General features: G+C 40.0%; 22 protein-coding genes. All 22 read left to right on the top strand.

Annotation, left to right across the window (positions count from 1 at the left end; translation table 11 throughout):
• Positions 1–3: 3 nt before the first annotated feature.
• From fliM to QCD85_RS00340, 22 genes are read left to right on the top strand one after another with little or no spacing between them, the layout of a single operon-like run.
• Complete coding sequence (fliM, locus tag QCD85_RS00445) at positions 4–1,002, top strand: flagellar motor switch protein FliM (RefSeq protein ID WP_273615777.1); 999 nt, start codon at positions 4–6, stop codon at positions 1,000–1,002.
• Positions 992–2,281 (top strand): flagellar motor switch phosphatase FliY, encoded by a 1,290-nt coding sequence (gene fliY, locus QCD85_RS00440; protein WP_273615778.1) that lies wholly within the window; start codon positions 992–994, stop codon positions 2,279–2,281. The genes fliM and fliY overlap by 11 nt, the downstream gene beginning before the upstream one ends.
• A gap of 27 nt (positions 2,282–2,308) precedes the next feature.
• On the top strand, positions 2,309–2,674 hold the full coding sequence (locus QCD85_RS00435) for a response regulator (RefSeq protein ID WP_069327372.1): 366 nt from the start codon (positions 2,309–2,311) through the stop codon (positions 2,672–2,674).
• Between the two features lie 12 nt (positions 2,675–2,686).
• A complete protein-coding gene (locus tag QCD85_RS00430; protein ID WP_273615779.1) occupies positions 2,687–3,217 on the top strand; it encodes a flagellar biosynthetic protein FliO in 531 nt (176 codons plus the stop codon).
• The gene (fliP, locus tag QCD85_RS00425; RefSeq protein ID WP_204824565.1) at positions 3,214–3,981 is read left to right on the top strand and encodes a flagellar type III secretion system pore protein FliP; all 768 of its coding nucleotides are present in this window, start codon (positions 3,214–3,216) and stop codon (positions 3,979–3,981) included. Before QCD85_RS00430 ends, fliP begins: the two co-directional genes overlap by 4 nt.
• 37 nt (positions 3,982–4,018) lie before the next feature.
• Positions 4,019–4,288, top strand: a complete 270-nt coding sequence (gene fliQ / locus QCD85_RS00420; RefSeq protein ID WP_069327369.1) for a flagellar biosynthesis protein FliQ — start codon at positions 4,019–4,021, stop codon at positions 4,286–4,288.
• An 11-nt stretch (positions 4,289–4,299) separates the two neighbouring features.
• Positions 4,300–5,091, top strand: a complete 792-nt coding sequence (fliR, locus tag QCD85_RS00415) for a flagellar biosynthetic protein FliR (protein ID WP_273615780.1) — start codon at positions 4,300–4,302, stop codon at positions 5,089–5,091.
• A 25-nt stretch (positions 5,092–5,116) separates the two neighbouring features.
• Positions 5,117–6,205 carry a flagellar biosynthesis protein FlhB gene (gene flhB, locus QCD85_RS00410; RefSeq protein WP_273615781.1) on the top strand — a complete coding sequence of 363 codons (1,089 nt, stop codon included), beginning with the start codon at positions 5,117–5,119 and terminating at the stop codon, positions 6,203–6,205.
• A gap of 27 nt (positions 6,206–6,232) precedes the next feature.
• Positions 6,233–8,266 (top strand): flagellar biosynthesis protein FlhA, encoded by a 2,034-nt coding sequence (gene flhA / locus QCD85_RS00405; RefSeq protein WP_273615782.1) that lies wholly within the window; start codon positions 6,233–6,235, stop codon positions 8,264–8,266.
• The gene (gene flhF / locus QCD85_RS00400) at positions 8,263–9,612 is read left to right on the top strand and encodes a flagellar biosynthesis protein FlhF (protein WP_301261332.1); all 1,350 of its coding nucleotides are present in this window, start codon (positions 8,263–8,265) and stop codon (positions 9,610–9,612) included. Before flhA ends, flhF begins: the two co-directional genes overlap by 4 nt.
• A complete protein-coding gene (locus QCD85_RS00395; RefSeq protein WP_273615784.1) occupies positions 9,609–10,493 on the top strand; it encodes a MinD/ParA family protein in 885 nt (294 codons plus the stop codon). The genes flhF and QCD85_RS00395 overlap by 4 nt, the downstream gene beginning before the upstream one ends.
• A 26-nt stretch (positions 10,494–10,519) precedes the next feature.
• Positions 10,520–12,037 (top strand): protein-glutamate methylesterase/protein-glutamine glutaminase, encoded by a 1,518-nt coding sequence (locus QCD85_RS00390; RefSeq protein WP_301261331.1) that lies wholly within the window; start codon positions 10,520–10,522, stop codon positions 12,035–12,037.
• Positions 12,038–12,081: 44 nt separating this feature from the next.
• Positions 12,082–14,184: a chemotaxis protein CheA gene (locus QCD85_RS00385; protein WP_301261330.1), complete on the top strand. Its 2,103-nt coding sequence runs from the start codon at positions 12,082–12,084 to the stop codon at positions 14,182–14,184.
• 27 nt (positions 14,185–14,211) lie between these two features.
• Positions 14,212–14,673: a chemotaxis protein CheW gene (locus tag QCD85_RS00380; RefSeq protein WP_204824557.1), complete on the top strand. Its 462-nt coding sequence runs from the start codon at positions 14,212–14,214 to the stop codon at positions 14,671–14,673.
• A gap of 4 nt (positions 14,674–14,677) precedes the next feature.
• Positions 14,678–15,304: a chemotaxis protein CheC gene (locus tag QCD85_RS00375; protein WP_273615787.1), complete on the top strand. Its 627-nt coding sequence runs from the start codon at positions 14,678–14,680 to the stop codon at positions 15,302–15,304.
• Positions 15,297–15,794: a chemotaxis protein CheD gene (locus QCD85_RS00370; protein WP_273615788.1), complete on the top strand. Its 498-nt coding sequence runs from the start codon at positions 15,297–15,299 to the stop codon at positions 15,792–15,794. Before QCD85_RS00375 ends, QCD85_RS00370 begins: the two co-directional genes overlap by 8 nt.
• A 3-nt stretch (positions 15,795–15,797) precedes the next feature.
• Positions 15,798–16,247 carry a hypothetical protein gene (locus tag QCD85_RS00365; protein ID WP_273615789.1) on the top strand — a complete coding sequence of 150 codons (450 nt, stop codon included), beginning with the start codon at positions 15,798–15,800 and terminating at the stop codon, positions 16,245–16,247.
• 15 nt (positions 16,248–16,262) lie between these two features.
• Entirely contained in the window at positions 16,263–17,051 is a 789-nt protein-coding gene (locus QCD85_RS00360; protein ID WP_273615790.1) for a FliA/WhiG family RNA polymerase sigma factor, read from the top strand.
• A 34-nt stretch (positions 17,052–17,085) separates the two neighbouring features.
• The gene (locus QCD85_RS00355; protein WP_273615791.1) at positions 17,086–18,492 is read left to right on the top strand and encodes a DUF342 domain-containing protein; all 1,407 of its coding nucleotides are present in this window, start codon (positions 17,086–17,088) and stop codon (positions 18,490–18,492) included.
• A 25-nt stretch (positions 18,493–18,517) separates the two neighbouring features.
• Positions 18,518–18,829: a hypothetical protein gene (locus QCD85_RS00350; RefSeq protein WP_301261329.1), complete on the top strand. Its 312-nt coding sequence runs from the start codon at positions 18,518–18,520 to the stop codon at positions 18,827–18,829.
• A gap of 29 nt (positions 18,830–18,858) precedes the next feature.
• Positions 18,859–19,458 (top strand): DUF6115 domain-containing protein, encoded by a 600-nt coding sequence (locus QCD85_RS00345; RefSeq protein ID WP_301261328.1) that lies wholly within the window; start codon positions 18,859–18,861, stop codon positions 19,456–19,458.
• On the top strand, positions 19,455–20,084 hold the full coding sequence (locus QCD85_RS00340) for a hypothetical protein (protein ID WP_301261327.1): 630 nt from the start codon (positions 19,455–19,457) through the stop codon (positions 20,082–20,084). Before QCD85_RS00345 ends, QCD85_RS00340 begins: the two co-directional genes overlap by 4 nt.
• The last annotated feature ends 107 nt before the right edge of the window (positions 20,085–20,191 follow it).

Here is a 20,191-nt window from a genome sequence, read left to right as displayed (position 1 = left end):
ATTATGGTAGATGTATTATCCCAAAATGAGATAGATGCTCTTCTAGCAGCACTTTCTTCCGGTGAGATGGATGCAGAAGAACTAAAAAAAGAAGATACACAGAAAAAGGTTAGAGCATATGATTTTAAACGGGCTGTCCGTTTTTCGAAAGATCATATTCGAAGTTTGACAAGGATTCACGAAAACTTTGCCAGATATCTGACCACCTATTTTTCTGCTCAACTTCGTACTTTTGTTCAAATTAGCGTTGTACAGGTAGAACAGCTTCCTTACGATGAATTTATTCGTTCTATTCCTAAAATGACGATACTTAATATTTTTGAAGCTGAACCACTTGAAGGTAGAATGGTTATGGAAGTTCATCCTAATATTGCTTATGCGATGTTAGATCGCTTACTTGGTGGTGTAGGAAACGCTCCTTCAAAAATAAATGCGTTGACAGAAATTGAAACGACTATTATCGAAAGAGTGTTCAGCCGTACATTTGATAGTTTGCAAGAAGCGTGGAAAACCGTTATTGATCTTTCACCAAGAATGGAAGCACTAGAGACCAATCCTCAATTTATGCAGATTGTCTCACCCAATGAAACGATAGCCTTGATCTCACTAAGCACCAAAATCGGTGATACTACAGGAATGATCAACTTATGTATTCCTCACGTGGTTATTGAACCAATTATGACCAAACTATCTGCGCATCACTGGTTCGTTTCTCAGAAAAAAGAGCCTGCTCCTGAAGAGGTAGAAGCTCTACAACATCGTGTGAATCGTGCTACATTGCCTGTTATTGCTGAATTGGGAGAATCTAACTTATCTATTCAGGAGTTTATCGGGTTATCGATAGGCGATGTGATTTCTTTAAACAAACCGGTACATGATGCTTTATCGATCAAAATTGGTAACAAAGTTAAATTTATTGGTAGTCCGGGAACTGTAAAAGACCGGGTAGCTATACAGATTGATGAAATTGTGAGTGAAGGAGTGGAAGATTTTGACGAGTAAGGATTATTTGTCACAAGAAGAAATCGACGCTTTGCTAAAACAGTCTGCAAGCGATGATGATACTTCTTCGTCATCGTCTGTCAAAACGGTAGACGACTTTTTGACTCCTATGGAGCAGGATGCTCTTGGTGAGATTGGTAATATTACTTTTGGTAGTGCAGCGACAGCTTTATCTACACTACTTGGACAAAAAGTAGATATTACAACTCCTCAAGTAGGAATTATCACACGTCCTGAGTTTGAAAATGAATTTCCAAAACCACATGTTGCTGTTCATGTTGAATATGTAGATGGATTTCAAGGTATCAATTCATTAGTAATTCAAACAAGAGATGCACAGGTAATCGCTGATCTGATGTTAGGCGGCGAAGGAGATCCGAAAGACGAAGAATTAAATGAGATTCATATTAGTGCTGTTCAAGAAGCGATGAATCAGATGATGGGTTCTTCTGCAACTTCAATGTCTACTATTTTTAACCGCTTTGTTAATATTTCACCACCGGGAATTGATATCCTTGATGTAAGCAATGATCAAGGGGTAACCATGCTTCCTAATGATGAGACATTAATCAAAATCTCATTCCGACTTTTGATTGGTGATTTGATTGATTCTACAATCATGCAATTGTTGACAGTCAAATTTGCTAAATATATGGTAGATATATTAATTAATGGAGGTGTTGAAGAAACTGTAGCCGAACCAGAAGTTCCAGTCGCACCACCAGCACCTACGGCTGCCGTACCACCTCAACAGGCTCCACAGCAACCCGTTGCACCGCCTGCTATGCCACAACCTGGTATGCAACCGGATTATGGCCAACAGCCTCCATACGGAGCGCCTGAACAACCATATCCACCATACCCGCCGTATCCACAGTATCCACCAGGGTACGCGATGCCGCCACAGCCTTATCCACCACAGGCTCCACAGCATTACGGTGGTATGGCTGGACGAGAGGTTAATGTTCAACCAGTTCAATTTGCAAACTTCCAATCACCGTCAGTAACAAACATGGATGAAAATAATTTGAACTTATTGATGGACATACCGCTCAAAGTAACCGTAGAATTAGGTAGAACCCAAAAGCAGATTAAAGATATCCTCGAATTGTCTCAGGGCGCAATTATTGAACTAGACAAATTGGCAGGTGAACCAGTAGACATCCTTGTAAATAACAAACTGATCGCCAAAGGCGAAGTTGTTGTTATTGATGAAAACTTTGGTGTTCGTGTTACGGATATCATCAGCCAATGGGACCGCATTCAAAAAATACAATAATGATCATTTAGGGAGGATTTTAAATCAATGGCAAACCGAATTCTTATCGTGGACGATGCAGCTTTTATGAGAATGATGATTCGAGACATTTTGAGTAAAAACGGATATGAAGTAGTGGGGGAAGCACAAGATGGCTCACAAGCTATCGAGAAATTTAAAGAATTGCGTCCTGATTTAATTACTATGGATATCACAATGCCTGAAATGGATGGTATCGCTGCTCTTAAAGAAATTAAAAAGCTAGATGCAGCTGCAAAAGTAATTATGTGTTCTGCGATGGGTCAACAAGCAATGGTTATTGATGCAATTCAAGCAGGAGCTAAAGATTTTATCGTTAAACCCTTCCAGGCTGACCGCGTTATCGAAGCTATTAGCAAAACGCTTGGCGTGTAGGAGATTATTCCCATGTCAGGTGAAACAGCCACAATGGGAGGAACAGGCGATTATTTCCTAAGCATAGTCTGGGTTATAATCGTCTTGGCTGTAATTATAGCGCTCATTATTTTATTGCTTAAATTTCTTGGTCGCAAAAGTCAAACCTGGTTATCACGTCGTGCAATACGCACAATCGGCGGGGTAGCAATGGGACCAAATAAATCATTACAAGTTATTGAAATTGGTAGCAGTATATATTTAGTTGGTGTTGGAGATGATATTACGTTAGTAGATAAAATCTCTGATCCAGAAGAAGCTATGCTGATTATCAATTCATTTCAGACAGAAGCGGTGGAGCAGAAAAATATTCTTTCTCCACTGATCTCCAAAATCAGTGAAAGATTTCGTCCAAAATCGGATGTACAAGAAGAGGAGTTAGGCGAAACAGAAGCTTTTCAAGAAGTATTTGAAAGCAAGCTACGCCAAATTCCAAATCGCAAACAGAAGATGGAAGAGCTGATGAAGGAGGAAAACTCTACAGATCGGTCGAGGGATTCATGAAAAAAAAGCTGATTATAACGCTCGTACTGCTTTTTATCGTTAGTCTGACATCTGTAAGTTCAGCATTTGCCACTGCCGATCCGATACCTAATATTGATATTCAGATCGGCAATGATAGTGGCTCAGGAGATGCAGCACCAGCAACTAGCTCGTTATCTATCCTGTTGCTGCTTACCATTATCAGTGTTGCGCCAGCATTTTTGGTCTTAATGACCAGTTTTACACGTATTGTTATCGTGCTCAGCTTTGTCCGGACGTCGCTCGGGACTAACCAGATGCCTCCTAACCAGGTATTGGTGGGGCTGGCTTTATTTTTAACTATTTTTATAATGTCGCCGGTATTATCAACAATGAATCAAACAGCGCTTCAACCTTATTTAAAAGGTAGCATCACACAGACGGAAGCTCTGAAAGCTGCTGAAATACCGATTAAAGAATTTATGTTCAAACATACACGTGAAAAAGATTTACTTCTTTTCCTCAATTACACTGGTGCAGAAAAACCTAGCAATATTCAAGATATTCCGCTTACGGTTATGGTGCCTTCTTACGCAATCAGTGAATTGAAAACAGCTTTTCAAATGGGCTTTATGATTTTCATACCGTTTCTAGTTATTGATATTGTAGTCGCCAGTGTACTGATGGCTATGGGTATGATGATGCTACCGCCGATTATGATCTCATTACCGTTTAAAATTTTACTGTTCGTTCTCGTAGACGGATGGTATTTGGTCGTTAAGTCCCTCTTACTCAGCTTCAATTAGCGAAGTTAGAGATGTTCCTAATTAAGGGAGGTTAATCATGAGTTCGGAGTTTATCATCGGTATGGCGGGACAGGCAGTGTATACAGTACTCAAAGTCAGCGCACCGATGCTTGTACTTGGACTTGTAGTCGGTCTATTAGTAAGTATTTTTCAGGCGACTACGCAAATTCAGGAGCAAACGCTTGCCTTTGTACCTAAAATCGTGGCTGTTATGCTTGCACTTCTGCTATTCGGTCCATGGATACTGAGTGTTTTAGTAGATTACACGTATAATATTCTCGACAATTTATACAAATATGTCGGTTAGGCTGATTGCTTATGGAGATGTTACAGCAAAGTTTTCCTGTTTTTTTGCTTGTTTTTTGTCGAATGATTGCTTTTTTTGTAGTTTCACCCGTCTTTTCATCAAAAGGGGTTCCAAATACGTTTAAAGTAGGCATTGCATTTTTTATCTCGCTTCTGATTTATCTGATCAAAAGCACAACGGTAACCGTATCCGAAAGCCCTGAAATTTATATTCTGCTTGTGATGAGAGAAGTTATGATTGGCTTGATGCTTGGATATGTAGCATATTTAATGTTTACTGTTATACAAATGGCTGGTGCGTTTATTGATATTCAAACAGGTTTTGGTATCGCTAGCGTACTTGATCCATTAACAGGTGCTTCTTCACCTCTATTCGGTAATCTGAAATATATGATTGCAATGCTTTTATTTTTGAGCATGAATGGTCATCATTATTTAATTCAGTCGGTACTTTATAGTTATGACTGGATTCCAATTGATTCTGAAATTATGAGTAAGATGATGGACGGCTCGATGAGTGAGTTTTTGATACGAACATTTAGCAATTCGTTTTTAATTGCTTTTCAAATGGCTGCTCCGATTGTAGTAGCAATGTTTTTAACAGACGTAGGACTTGGATTTCTTGCACGTAGTGCACCGCAATTTAACATTTTTGTTATCGGTGTACCTGTAAAGATTATTCTTGGGCTCTTTATGTTAATGCTGTTAACTCCAAGCTTTGGATATCTGTTTGAACATTTGTTTGGTCAATTATTTCAAGCAATGCAATCGTTCTTAAAAGTAGTAGGTAACAGACCACAATAAACTTCGTTTGGAAGGAGGTTGTGAATTGGCATTCAGATTACGGATCAATCTGCAATTATTTTCTGGAGAAAAAACAGAAGAAGCAACATCTCAGAAAAAGCAAGAAACTCGTAAAAAAGGTCAAGTTGCCAAAAGTATGGATATACCTGGTTCTGCTGTATTGCTAGGTGGATTATTTTCTTTGATGATGTTTAGCAGTTTTTTTATGAAACGAATTGAATGGCTATTCACAGATTCTTTTCTACATCGTTTATCTACAGATGTTACTGTTGCTAATATTATGCAGATGCTAGGTCAATATGCGATACAAATTATGTTGTTAGTATCACCGGTATTTGGCGTAGTCGTGGTACTTGCTCTGGTTGCCAACTATGCACAGGTTGGATTTTTGTTAGTTGGAGAACCTATACAGCCTAAATTCAGCAAGCTTGATCCTATTAAAGGGTTTAAAAATATTGCTTCTATGCGCTCGGTTGTTGAGTTTTTAAAATCAATATTAAAACTTTCAGTAATAGGATATTTAGTCTATCAAACGTTATCCGGTGCTTCTCATGAATTATCCAAAACAGCATTTATGTCTGTAGAAGCGATTCTTCATTATACAGCTGGATTAACAATGAACTTGGGAATCAAAGTAGGGGTGGCTTTACTGATACTTGCTATTTTTGATTATATGTATCAAAGATATGAGCACAATAAAGGTATACGGATGTCCAAACAAGATATTAAAGATGAATATAAAAAAGTGGAAGGGGATCCGTTGATAAAAGGGAAAATTCGCGAAAGACAACGCCGAATGGCGATGCAGCGAATGATGCAGGACGTTCCCAATGCTGACGTTATTATCACTAACCCGACTCACTTTGCAGTAGCTTTAAAATATGACAATGGTCAGATGGCTGCACCGCAAGTGATCGCAAAAGGACAAGATTACGTCGCCCTGCGAATAAGAGAACTAGCTAAACAACATGGAGTTGTTGTGATGGAGAACAAACCGCTTGCAAGAGCGTTGTTTGCTCGATCAGAAATTGGAGATTCTATTCCTGGAGATCTGTTTCAAGCGGTAGCAGAAGTTCTTGCTTATGTGTACAAGATGAAAGGCAAAACAAAGTAAACCAGGGGATCGGAGGGCTGGATAGCATTGAAAACTAAAGATTTGGTTGTGCTTGCGGGTGTCATAGGAATTGTTATGATGATGATTCTTCCGATCCCGACATGGCTACTCGATATATTGCTAATTATAAATATTTCCCTGGCAATGATTATTCTTCTAATTGCAATGAATACGAAAGAAGCATTAGAATTTTCTATTTTCCCAGCTATGTTGCTAATCACTACATTATTCCGGCTGGCTTTGAATATATCTACAACAAAATTGATTTTGGGACAAGGGGATGCAGGTTCAGTTGTTGCTACATTTGGTAGCTGGATCGCTGGTGGACAAATCGCTATTGGATTTGTAGTTTTCCTTATTCTTGTGGTTGTACAATTTATCGTTATTACCAAAGGTTCGGAACGGGTAGCAGAAGTTGGAGCCCGTTTTACACTCGATGCTATGCCTGGTAAGCAGATGAGTATTGATGCTGATTTGAACGCAGGTCTTATCAATGAACATCAAGCGAGAGAACGTCGTAGCAAAATCGAACGTGAAGCCGATTTCTACGGAGCTATGGATGGTGCGAGTAAATTTGTTAAAGGGGATGCTATTGCGAGTATTATCATCCTCTTAATTAATCTAATTGGTGGATTTATTATCGGGATGACTGTTCACGGAATGGCATTCGCTGATGCACTTTCAACGTATTCTGTTTTAACAATTGGTGATGGTCTCGTGAGCCAGATTCCAGCATTGCTTATTTCCACAGCTGCTGGTCTGATTGTAACCCGTGCTTCTTCTGAGGGTAACTTAGCAGATGATATCACTTCACAACTATTCTCATATCCCAAATTGTTATATATCGTAGCAGGCGTAATTACACTGTTAGGTATTTTTACACCGATTCACTTTATTACAACATTCCCTCTAGCTATTCTGTTAGTATTTGCTGCTCGGAAGATGCAGTCGAATCTGGATCAAAAAGTGGTTGAAGCAGAACAGCAACAAGAAGAACAGCAGATTGAAGAAGTACGTAGTCCAGAAAGTGTTATCAATTTATTACAGATTGATCCAATCGAATTTGAATTTGGATATGGTTTGATTCCTCTTGCAGATACGCAACAGGGTGGAGATTTATTAGACCGTATTATTATGATTCGTCGTCAATGTGCGCTAGAACTAGGTCTTGTGGTACCTGTTATCCGTATTCGGGATAATATTCAATTAAAACCGAACGAATATGTCATCAAAATTAAAGGAAATGTTGTAGGTGGTGGTGAATTACTACTAAATCACTATCTCGCTATGAGTCCTGGGTTTGATGATGATTCAATTACGGGTATAGAGACTTTAGAACCAGCTTTTGGATTGCCTGCATTATGGATAGATGAATTAACAAAAGAACGGGCTGAGTTATCAGGGTATACCGTTGTTGATCCACCTTCTGTAGTAGCTACGCATTTGACAGAATTAATTAAAAAACATTGTCACGAATTACTGGGTCGTCAAGAAACAAGAGCGCTTATCGACAACTTACGTGAGAACTATCCTGTACTTGTAGATGACTTGATTCCTTCTGTGTTAGCAGTAGGGGATGTGCAAAAAGTATTCGTTAAATTGCTAAGAGAAAAAATTTCTATTCGGGATATGGTTACAATATTCGAGACACTTGCCGATTATGGAACATATACCAAAGATCCAGATGTATTAACTGAATATGTACGTCAAGCTCTATCCCGACAAATTACGCAGCAATTTACAAGCCAGGGTGAAACACTACGTGTGATTACAGTAGGACCTAATCTGGAGAAAAAGATTGCCGAAAGTGTACAGCAATCTGAACAAGGAAGTTATCTGGCACTTGATCCGGTATCGACTCAATCGATGTATCAGAAGATGAACGAACAAGTAAATCGACTGTTACAAATGGGACAACAACCGATCGTTTTGACTTCGCCAGCTATACGCATGTATCTGCGTCAAGTGATTGAACGTACGATGCAGGATATTCCAGTTCTTTCTTACAGTGAACTTGAACCTAACGTTGAAATTCAAAGTGTCGGGGTGGTGAACTTATGAGGGTAAAACGATATATCGTTGATACAATGCCCGATGCGATGTTAAAAATTCGAACTGATCTTGGTAGCGATGCTGTAATTTTAAGTACAAAAGAGCTAAAAACCGGTGGTTTTCTAGGAATGTTTCAGAAGAAAAAGATTGAAGTGATTGCCGCAGTAGAAAAAGAGCAAGCTTCTGAACCAGTCAAAGCGCAGCCAGAAACGATTATTCCGGCTGCCTCTGCTGTACCTAAACGTGTAGTACCGGATGCTTATCGCAAATCAAGCGAAGCTTTTGCTGAATCGATGCGCCAAGCACTCGCTGGAGAACCAACCCAGTCAGCAGAAGGTAACTCGTTAGCTTCTTCAGCACCAGCTCCATCATTTAATCCATCGGTACCGGAGATTCCGCAACCAACTTTACAGCATATTCCTTTAGTACCTGAGGAACCTGTACATCGCGTCTCAGAATATAATGGGTCAGCAGATGGACTTCAACAAGAGAAGTTGTTTGAAGAATTGCGTGAAATGAAAAAAATGATGGCTGAATTGAGCCGCGAAAAAGAAATGGCAGCATTACCTGAATCATTAATCGAAATCGCAGAACGTCTAAAAAAACAAGGCATTCAACAGGAATTGCTAGATACGTGGTTAAGCGAAGCGATGGGTCAATTTCCAGCGCCTGAATTAATTACTACCGTAGATGCCAAAGCAGCAATGAAATTTCAGATCGAACAGTTTACGCAATCACGCATCGGTGGAGGCATCAACACTTCTACCAAAATTGTATACGTCGCAGGTCCTACGGGAGTAGGTAAGACGACTACAATTGCAAAGTTGGCTGCTGAACAGTTATTCAAATATAAACGTAAAGTAGGTTTTATTACTTCGGATACATATCGTATCTCGGCAGTAGAGCAGCTTAGAACTTATGCTTCTATTTTGGGTGTGCCTTTAGAAGTGGTTCAATCTCCCGGAGATTTGCAGCGCTCACTACAACGTTTAGCTGAATGCGATCTGATTCTAATGGATACGGCAGGACGTAACTACCGCAATGAATTACTTGTTTCTGAATTACAAAGTTTGTTGGCTCCTTTGGAAAATAGTGAGACGTATCTAGTGTTATCGTTTACTTCCAAAACGGAAGATATGAGAACGATCACAGAACATTTCAGCAAATACCCATTGGACAAAGTGATCTTTACCAAAGCAGATGAAACAGGAAGCTATGGTGCATTATTCAATCTTCTTCAGGAATATCCATTACGACTATCGTATATGACCAATGGACAAAATGTACCTGATGATCTGTTGATGCCAAGTCCAGATTTTCTCGCTAATCTATTACTTGGAGAGATATTGCCATGATGGATCAAGCCCAATCATTAAGAAATTTGATGTCGTCTAAAACGGTGCAGCCTCCTCAAACAGAACCACGCAGTGCGAAGTTTATTACAATCACTAGCGGTAAAGGTGGAGTAGGAAAATCGAATTTCACGCTTAATTTTGCGCTTGCACTTCAGCGACTAGGGCGGAAAGTACTGGTATTTGATGCCGATATTGGAATGGCGAATATCGATGTACTGATGGGTGTGCGATCTAAATTCAATTTATCTCATCTGCTTAGCGGAGAGAAACAGATCAACGAGATTATTGAAAAGGGAGCAGGATCATTACCTTATATTGCAGGTGGGTCTGGACTGTCTTCATTGTTCTCTTTATCTGATAAAGATTTGATCTATTTTACAGATCAGATTCAGAAAGTCGCCACAGACATGGATTACATTTTGTTTGACACCGGCGCAGGTTTATCAAAAGAAACACTACAATTTATTATGTCAGCTGACGAATGTATAGTAGTGACTACTCCAGAACCAACTTCGATTACAGATGCTTATGCTTTGATTAAAGTGGTGCATGGTATGGAAGAAGATGTGTCTTTCAAACTAGTAGTAAACCGGGCTGAAAATGAAAAAGAAGCCGTACAAACATCAGACAAAATTAGATTGGTTACTAGCCGCTTTCTGAACTTGGAAATTCCTCTTTTGGGATTTGTTAGTGACGATTCTCATGTTAGTCAATCCGTAAAAAAACAAGTTCCTTTTTCAATTTACTCTCCAGGATGTCTTGCTTCTAAAGACATTCAACAGTTGGCTCAACGCTACATGGTTGCACCAAATGCAAGTTCAGAAGGAACCTTAACAGGAATCAAAGGATTTATGCAAAAATGGCTCAAACGGACTAAATGATTCTGTAGGGAACAGAGGTGCTGATAATGGCAACTTATAAAATATTAGTTGTTGACGATTCTCCTTTTATGAGAAAAATCATTTCAGATTTAATTGAGACAGATCCTCTGTTTCAAGTAATAGATACTGCAAATAACGGGCGTGAAGCTGCTAAAAAAGTAGTCGAACTTAAACCCGATGTTGTTACAATGGATGTAGAAATGCCAGAAATGAATGGTCTGGAAGCACTAAAAATTATAATGTCTCAGCGTCCTCTGCCGATAATTATGTTATCAGGCATTAATGAACAGGGTATGCGAGAAACAATTATGGCGTTGGAGAACGGAGCTTTTGACTTTATCCGTAAGCCTTCGGTCAGTAATTCGCAAGATATCGAAGAAGTTGGACAACAATTACGCAGACAACTTCATACCGCTGTTCATGCACTGGAAAGAAACCGCAAACGGGCTGAACAAAAAAACATGGCGGCTGACGTTGCTCCGTCGCCATATCTGCAAGACAGTCAAGAGCTGCGCGAAGAAGGTCAACAACCTTTGACAGAGCTTCAGGCAGCACCTTCTGAGAAAAAACTATTAAAACGCGACGCTGACAAACGTTTGGATCAAGGTCGTCCAGAGCGCTTTCAGGTCAAACCGGCACCACAGACTCCAAACACAAATGTACGTCCTTCACGTCCAGAAGTATCAACAGATAAAACAGCGCAAGATAAACGTTCAGTAGCTCCTAAGCCCGCTGATACACGTCCTGTGTCCAAGCCATCTTTTGTTACTGGAACTCCGGCTAAAAAACAACCGGAAATTCCAACTAAACCTGTGCGCGAAGAAGAACCAAAACGAACAAAACCGGTTATTACTCCGCCGGTAGCACCTGTTTTCAAAAAAGAAATCGAAAAACCAGTAGCACCTTCTTCACCACCAACGGCTACGCCTGCGTTAAATCGCCCAGCAGCCGTTGAACGTAACACAGCTCCTTGGCGTCAACTGGTAGCAGTTGGATGCTCTACCGGCGGTCCTAGGGCGCTTAAAAGCTTACTAGAAAATATTCCGGCTAACTTCCCGGCTCCGATTGTGATTGTTCAGCATATGCCGCCGAATTTTACACGATCTCTGGCACAGCGTTTGAACAGTTTAAGTCGTATTACTGTGGTTGAAGCAGAACAGGGAATGGTTCTTCAAGCAGGTACAGCTTATATTGCTCCTGGTGGCTATCATATGACAGTCACTCGTAGCCAAGGAAGTTACCGAATACAGCTTTCTCAAGAACCACCACGCAATGGACATCGCCCTTCAGTGGATACGCTTTTTGCCTCTATCCAACCTTTTACCGATCTACAGCGTCATGCTGTACTAATGACCGGTATGGGAAGCGATGGCGCAAGAGAAATGAAAAATTTATATGATAGCGGTATAAACTCTACCATCGCAGAAAACGAAGATACCTGTGTAGTGTACGGAATGCCGCGGTCGGCTGTAGAGCTCGGATGTGTAAATCATCTGCTCCCACTGCCAGAAATTGCGCCTAAACTTATACAAATCGTTAAATAGTTTACAACAAGCTATATGCTATCTTATGGAGGAGGTGTCTCACGGTGGACATGAATCAATATTTAAACATGTTTATTGATGAGTCGAACGATCATCTACAATCGTTGAATGAAAAAATGCTGGAATTGGAAAGCAGCCCGGCTGACCTTGGGATTGTCCAAGTTATTTTCCGTTCAGCACATACGCTTAAAGGTATGGCTGCAACAATGGGATTTGAAGATTTAGCGGCATTGACGCACCAAATGGAAAATGTACTTGATTTGGTACGTAATGAAAAATTAGCCATGCAAGAATTTATTTTCGATACATTATTTAAAAGTCTAGATGCTTTGGAATCCATGGTTCAAGACATTACGCAGGGTGGAGAAGGTAAAGCGGATGTAACAGCAATCGTGGAATCTCTGCAAGCGATTGTACGCGGAGAAATGACACCTGCTGCACCGGCAGCAACTGTAGCTGCTACACCAACACCGTCTGCTGTAACTGCTGATGCTGAAGTTGTTCAAGAGAGCAAAGGAATCCAATTGGATGAGTTCCAGCAATCTGTTATTGAACAATCGATGTCTGAAGGTCATCAAGCACTTTACGTTGAAGTTTTTATTCGTGAAGATTGTCAATTAAAAGCGGTTCGCGCATACATGGTATTCGATATGTTAGAGCGTTTCGGTGAAGTCATCAAATCCGAACCGTCTACACAAGATATCGAACAAGACAAATTCGATCGTAGCTTCTCTCTGTATTACATTACGCAAAAAGATCAAGATGAACTTAAAACGATGATTCTAGGGGTATCTGAGATTGAGAATGTAACGATGACACGTTTGGATGCAGAATCTTTGAAAGAAATGTCTGCTCCAGCAAATCAATCATCTCCAATTGCTGCTGAAACAGTATCTTTAGAAGCTACACCTTCGACTTCAGCTCCTGTAGTAGAAGATAAAGCAGCAGTAGCACCACCACAAGCAAAAGCAGCTGCGAAATCTCCAGTTGCTGCTCCATCTCGCACAATTCGCGTAGATATCGATCGCCTGGATGTTCTTATGAACTTATTCAGCGAATTGCTAATTGACCGTGTACGTTTAGAGCAATTGGCTAGTGAAGTGAAAGTACCTGCATTAACAGATGCTGTCGAGCATATGGGACGTGTAAGTAGTGATTTGCAAAATATTGTACTGAAATTGAGAATGGTTCCGGTAGACACAGTGTTTAACCGTTTCCCTCGTATGGTACGTGATTTGGCCAAATCATTAGACAAAAAACTAGACTTGATTATCACAGGTGCTGAAACCGAGCTAGACCGCACAGTTATCGACGAAATCGGTGATCCACTGGTGCATTTATTGCGTAACTCAGTTGACCACGGTGTTGAGCCAATTGCAGATCGTATTGCAGCAGGTAAAGACGAGACCGGTGTAGTCAAACTAAGCGCATTCCATAGTGGTAATCATGTATTTATCGAAATTGAAGATGATGGACGTGGGATTTACCGCGATAAGATTCTTCAAAGCGCAATTAAAAAAGGTGTTGTGACTCAAGAGCAATCAGTCACAATGAAAGACGAAGAAGTATACCAACTTCTTTTTGCACCAGGATTCAGTACAGCAGAAGTTATCTCTGATATTTCTGGACGCGGTGTAGGTCTAGACGTGGTTAAATCCAAAATTTCATCACTTGGTGGACATGTAACGGTATACTCCACACCAGGTAAAGGAACCAAGTTCTCTGTACAACTACCACTAACATTGTCCATTATTTCAGCAATGTTGATCCGCGTAGGTTCGGAGAAATATGCGATTCCATTAACTTCGATTGTGGAAACAGGCATTATCAAATCCAAACAGGTACGTGATTTGCATGGTAGTCAATTAATTCCTTATCGTGAAACGCATATTCCGTTACTTTCACTAAGTCGTGTATTCGAAGTTCCAGACTTTGATGAGCGTGAAGAGGAAGAAACAGAGATTGTTGTAATCCGTAAAGGTGACAAACTAGCAGCACTAGCTGTTGAGAACTTCATTGGTCAAAACGAAATCGTTCTGAAAAGCTTGGGCAAATATCTTCCAGATATTCAAGGCGTTTCAGGAGCAACGATTCTTGGAGACGGCCAAGTGGCTTTGATTATTGATCCGAATGCATTTATCAAGTGATGTAGTTTATAACAAGGAGGATTTACCATGGCAGAAGATATAAAAGTTATTGTTTTCAAACTTGCAAAAGAAGAATACGGTATTGAAGTAGATAAAGTACAAACGATTGAGCGTATGTTACCTATTACGCGTGTACCTAAAACATTTGATTTTGTAAAAGGTGTTATTAATTTACGCGGTGTGGTTATTCCAGTTATCGATCTTCGTGGTCGTTTTAACCTTCCAGAAAATGAATATAACGATCAAACACGTATTATCATCGTAGAGGTAGATACAACTCAAGTTGGATTTATTGTAGATTCAGCTAACGATGTAGTAGATTTAGATCGCGGACGTATTGAGAAACCGCCAGAAGTTGTAGGCGGAGTGAAAGCAAGATATCTTGATGGAGTTGCTAAGCTGGACGAAGAACGGCTGCTGATTATGCTTAACCTTGCTGAAGTCTTGAACCGAAGCGAAGTCAGTCAACTAGAAAATATCGAGGATTAAGCTTATGAACCTTTTTGGTAATCTTGAAGGGTTCAAAATGGATGTTCTAAAAGAAGTGGGAAATATAGGGGCAGGCAATGCAGCCACTGCCCTTTCCCAGCTTTTAGATAAACCGATTGATATGGCAGTACCCAAAGTTCAAATTCTACCTTTTGAAAAAATCGCTGATAAAGTTGGCGGACCTGAACAAATCGTTCTTGCTGTTTTCTTTCGTGTAGAAGGTGAAGCGCCGGGCAATTTGTTTTTTATTCTAACTCCTGAAGCAGGTAAAGGATTGCTTCATCGCTTAGCAGGGATTGAAGCCAGCGACGAAGAATTTTTTAATGAGATGGAACAATCTGCACTTTCAGAAATTGGAAATATTTTGGCAGGTTCGTATTTATCTTCATTAGCAGACTTTACCAAACTTTCAATGACACCTACAGTGCCTGGACTCGCAATGGATATGGCAGGTGCAATTTTGAACTATGGTCTGATCCAATTCGGAGAAATGGGTGACGATGCGTTGTTGATCGATACTACATTTTTAGAAGGAAAAGAAGAAGTGGAAGGGCAGTTTTTCTTGATTCCGGACCCTGAATCTTTTGATAAAATTTTCAAATCATTAGGAGTTCCATTAACTGATGATTGAAGAGCAAAATATTGTTAAAGTGGGTATGGCGGATTTAAACGTCGTGAAAACATCCGGAATTATTCGAACGACGGGACTTGGTTCTTGTGTGGGCCTAACGCTATATGACAAAAACATTCAACTTGCAGGGATGGCTCATGTGATGCTTCCTTCATCGGATATTGCTAGAGACGGACAATTGAATATAGCAAAATACGCAGATACTGCACTTCCAGAATTAGTTCGCAAAATGACTGAGCTTGGCGCTTCACGCTCACGATTGGTTGCCAAAATGGCTGGTGGTGCTCAAATGTTTAATTTTTCTAGTGGTGGTGATCACATGCGAATTGGTCCTCGTAATGTGGAAGCATGTAAATTGTTTTTAGAAGAGTACAAAATTCCATTGTTAGCAGAGGACACTGGCGCTAATTACGGACGAACCATAGAGATGGATTGTATTTCTGGGATTTTGTTCATAAGAAGTGTACAAATGGGTAAGAAGGAATTATAGCCTATGGTAGGGAATATTAAAATTAATCTCTGGTTAGGCTTTATCGGTTTTTTGATTACTTTTTTTGCTTCTATCGAAAACAATTTATGGACCACAAGTTTATTTAGAGGGGTTTTAGGATTCGCATTATGGTTTTTCTTGGCATTCGTGTTGCGCTTTGTTTTAGGGATTCTAGCCAATCCTGCAAGCGCAACATCGAATAAGCCTTCTAGCCCTACTTCTTCGGGAAATGAATCAACTTCTGTTTCCGCAGATGATCCAAATAGAGGCAGCCAATTTGATGTAGTCACACCTGATCAAGATCAGGAATTAAGTGACTTACTAACACCGAAACCAACAGACACAGTGGAAAAGGATAGCTTTGCTCCTCTTAATCCACCCAAACTGGTTTCAACCAAGCAACAAGATCCGGAGGAAATGGCGAAGGCTGTTCGTCACCTGACACAAAAGTAAGGAGGGTGAAAGCAATTGAGCGAGCAAAAAGCAACCCATCTAAATCATTCAGAGTTGTGGGTACAGTGGAAGGAGTATGGAAACGTCGAAGCCAAGAAGAAGCTAATTGAAAACTACTATGGCACCGTTGAATATGTTTCCAGCCGCCTTGCAATTGGATTACCCAAAAATGTCTCTAAAGATGATCTGATGAGTAATGGAGTTATGGGTTTAATTGATGCAATTGAAAAGTTTGATTATAAACGTGGACTTCAATTTGAAACATATGCTTCTTGGAGAGTACGTGGTGCGATATTGGATGGTCTTCGTCAAGGAGATTGGGTTCCAAGATCGGTACGTGAGAAAGCACGCAAAATTGAAGACGCCTATCAGCAATTGGAACAAAAATATCTACGTTCTGTATCGGATGCAGAAATTAGTAACTATTTGGATATTACAGAAAAAGACTTTCAAAATATGCTTCAAGACGTAGCGGTTATGACGATTACTTCATTGGAAGATCCTATTCGTGAAGAAGAGTCTGAAACAAGAATGTCTTTGATCGTAGATGAGAAAGCCAAAAATCCAGATCGTACTGTAAACGATTTTGTACTTAAAGAATCGCTTATGAAAGGTATTGAAAAGCTTACCGATAAAGAGAGAACGGTTGTATCACTACTTTATTATGAAGACCTATCACTCAGTGAGATTGCTGAAGTCATGTCATTATCACCATCACGAATCTCTCAACTTCATTCCAAAGCTATTCTACGATTACGTGGAGCACTGGATAAGCAAAAAGGTCTATTAATGCAAGACATGTGAGACGCCGCTACTTGTATGAAAGGGTGAATTAGGCGTGACCTCTCAATTAGCAATAGACCCGTATTTAAAAGTTATTTTTTCTGATGATAAATCTGTCGCCTATCTTGAATTTACTAAGTTTGATCAAGAATTTGAATGCACAGCCGAACAACTGGAGGGATTTTTGCGTACGCAAGGCTTGAGTAATGGAATTGATTCAATCATCTTACAACAAATTTCTAGTAATCCTGAAGCTTATACTTTGGACAAAGTGATCGTTGCTCAAGGACAAAAGCCAGTGAATGGAATAGATGGAAGAATTGAATATACCGTATCATTTGATGATGTTGGTAGAAGACCACTCGAAACTCAAGATGGTAAAGTAGACTACAAAGAATTAGTACAGCTGAACAATGTTCGTAAAGGACAAATGATCGGTAAAAAAATCGATCCTTTACCAGGGCAAGATGGAATATCTGTTACAGGAGAACCTATTCCTTACAAAGCAGGTAAAGAAGCTCGATTTAAAGTAGGTAAAAATATTGTATTAAATCCTGAACATACCGTTATATATGCTGCTTTGGATGGTATGATATCTTTAACCGAAAAAAGTAAAATTAATGTATTTCCTGTGTATGAAGTTAATGGAGATATAGATTACCATACAGGCAATATCGACTTTGTAGGAACAGTCGTTATTCGTGGTAATGTATTATCTAATTTTCGCGTTAAAGCATCTGGAGATATTAGAATTGTTGGCGGTGTAGAAGGCGCAGAGCTAGAAGCTGGTGGTTCAATTGAAATCACAGGCGGAGTGATCGGTTATCATAAAGGTCTGGTCAAAGCAGCTGTCAATGTCAAAAGTTCATTTATCCAGGATGGAAATGTAGAAGCTGGTGAAGCGGTAATTGTTTCTCAAAGTATTATGCATTCTAACGTGCGTGCTGGTAAAAGTATTTTCTGTAATGGACCTAAAGGGTTAATTGTAGGTGGACAATTACAAGCAGGTGAAACAGTTGTTGCGCGAACCATTGGTAATACGAGCTTTACAGTAACAGATATTGAAGTAGGCGTATTGCCTGAACTACGCAATCAATTAGGTGTGTTACGTAAAGAATTAAAAACGCATGTGGAAAATTTGGAAAAAACAGAAAAAGCACTTCATTTACTCGATCAGCTTGCTTCTGCTGGACAACTAGGTTCAGACAAATTGGCTTTGCGTATTAAATTATCGGCGACTAAAAAAAGCCAACTGCGTGAACATGATGAAATTAAAGAAAGTATTTGGGAAATTGAAAGAACACTTGAAGAATCAGCAAAAGCCAAAGTTGAAGTGATTCATACGATTTTTGGCGGTTCCAAAGTTGTGATCGGTCGATATACCAAATATATTAAGGATACCTCTGAACGTGTTAGCTTCACATATGATGATGGTGATATTGTGATGGTTTCCAACCATTAATTGACCATAAGGTGGGGTGTTTGAAATGAGTATGCGAAATATTGAATTGCAAATTGCTATTCCTAGAACCAGTGAAGTGGGTAAAATTCAACAAGCGCACTTGTTGCGTCCAGCGATTGATCAGACTTTACTGGCCGAGCAAATAAATGAGCATACAGAGCGTATGCGTAACCGTAGTGGAGAAGTAAGCGAGTCGTCATCCAACTTTATTCATGATGGAGAAGCTGGAGAACATCATCATACGGCGAGCGAGCATCAATCAGACGAACACCCTACTCCTGAAGCTACGCCAGCGGAACATCCTTACAAAGGCAAGAATATCGATTTGTCTTTCTAAAAATGTAAACCACATAAAAAGTGAGTTGAATGAATTTGCCAGGATGGATATATATTGTTCTAATCGGGGCAGTCGCGATTGTATATGGATTTTTGTTACCCAAAGCTCGTAATGTGGCAGCTACCGCTCAGTCTATGGCTACTGTGGATAAAGTAGAGGATACATTGGAACATTATATGGCCGAGATCGAGAAAGAGAACGAAGAGATTATTGATCTAGTCTCCAAAATCAAACAAGAGTCTACAGCGAAGCAATTAGCGCTGCAAGAGCAGTTAACCGAAATGAGACAACGTTTGATACAGTTAGAACAAAAGCCAGATCCTGTTATAATGCAACCTGTTGCTCAGCCGATACCTCCTACGCAGAACCCTTCGTATACGCCATCACAGGGCACAGGAACGCAAGGAGATGCGTTACGAGAGTCAGCTGCGCGAATGGCGCAAGAGCATAGTGAGCCAATTGTAGAACAGCAAGCAGATACGACAGAACGTATTCAGGATCGCTATCAAGAACTGTTTGCCCTTTACAAAAATGGGAAGTCAATTGATACAATAGCCAAAACGGTAGGTTTACAACGTGGCGAAGTTCAATTGATTTTGCAGTTGGCCAAACAGGAGGAACATACGTGATTAAAAACCGTTCTTTGATGATTGGGATAGGAATAGGAATTATTATTGGTGCTGTATTGCTTCAACTTTTCAATATTGGCAAAGGACAAACGATGCTTGATGGTACACAGCTAACAGCTGAGCAGATTCGAGAAGCGGCTCAAGCTCAAAATATGCAGGTGTATGCTTCAACAGAGAAAGTCTATAGTAGCGACGAGTGGAAACAGTTGCAACAAGAAGAAAAGCAAAAAGAAGAAGCAGCCAAACAGGCGAAGGAAAAAGCGAACGGTCAGGCTACTACAAAAGAACCGACCAGTGAGCAACCGACCACGCCAGCAGATCCAACAACACCAGAGTCTAAAGAAACCAAAACGACCACTAATTCAACAACGCCTAAAACAAGTAATCCAAGTTCCCCGGCACAACCGAATACACCAACTACTTTTAAGATTACAAGCGGAGAAATGCTTAATGATATCGCTTATAATTTAAAAACAGAAGGTGTGATCGACAGTCAAAAAGAATTTGTGAATCGTGTTTCGGAACTCAAAGCCAATACTAAATTACAGGTTGGTACTTTTACGCTAAATGCGGGTGAAGATCTGGATTCGATTATTGATAAGATTACACATGAGCCGTCTCAATAATGTGATTACTGCATTATTAAGACGGCTTCACGTCTGAATATGATCCCATATACATAATGATCAATTTGGGTGTTGCGCAATAGCTATTTGATGTGATATATTAACTA

The organism is Paenibacillus sp. PsM32, from assembly GCF_030433815.1.
GTDB lineage: Bacteria > Bacillota > Bacilli > Paenibacillales > Paenibacillaceae > Saccharibacillus > Saccharibacillus kyungheensis.
This window is presented reverse-complemented; position numbering and strand designations above follow the sequence as displayed.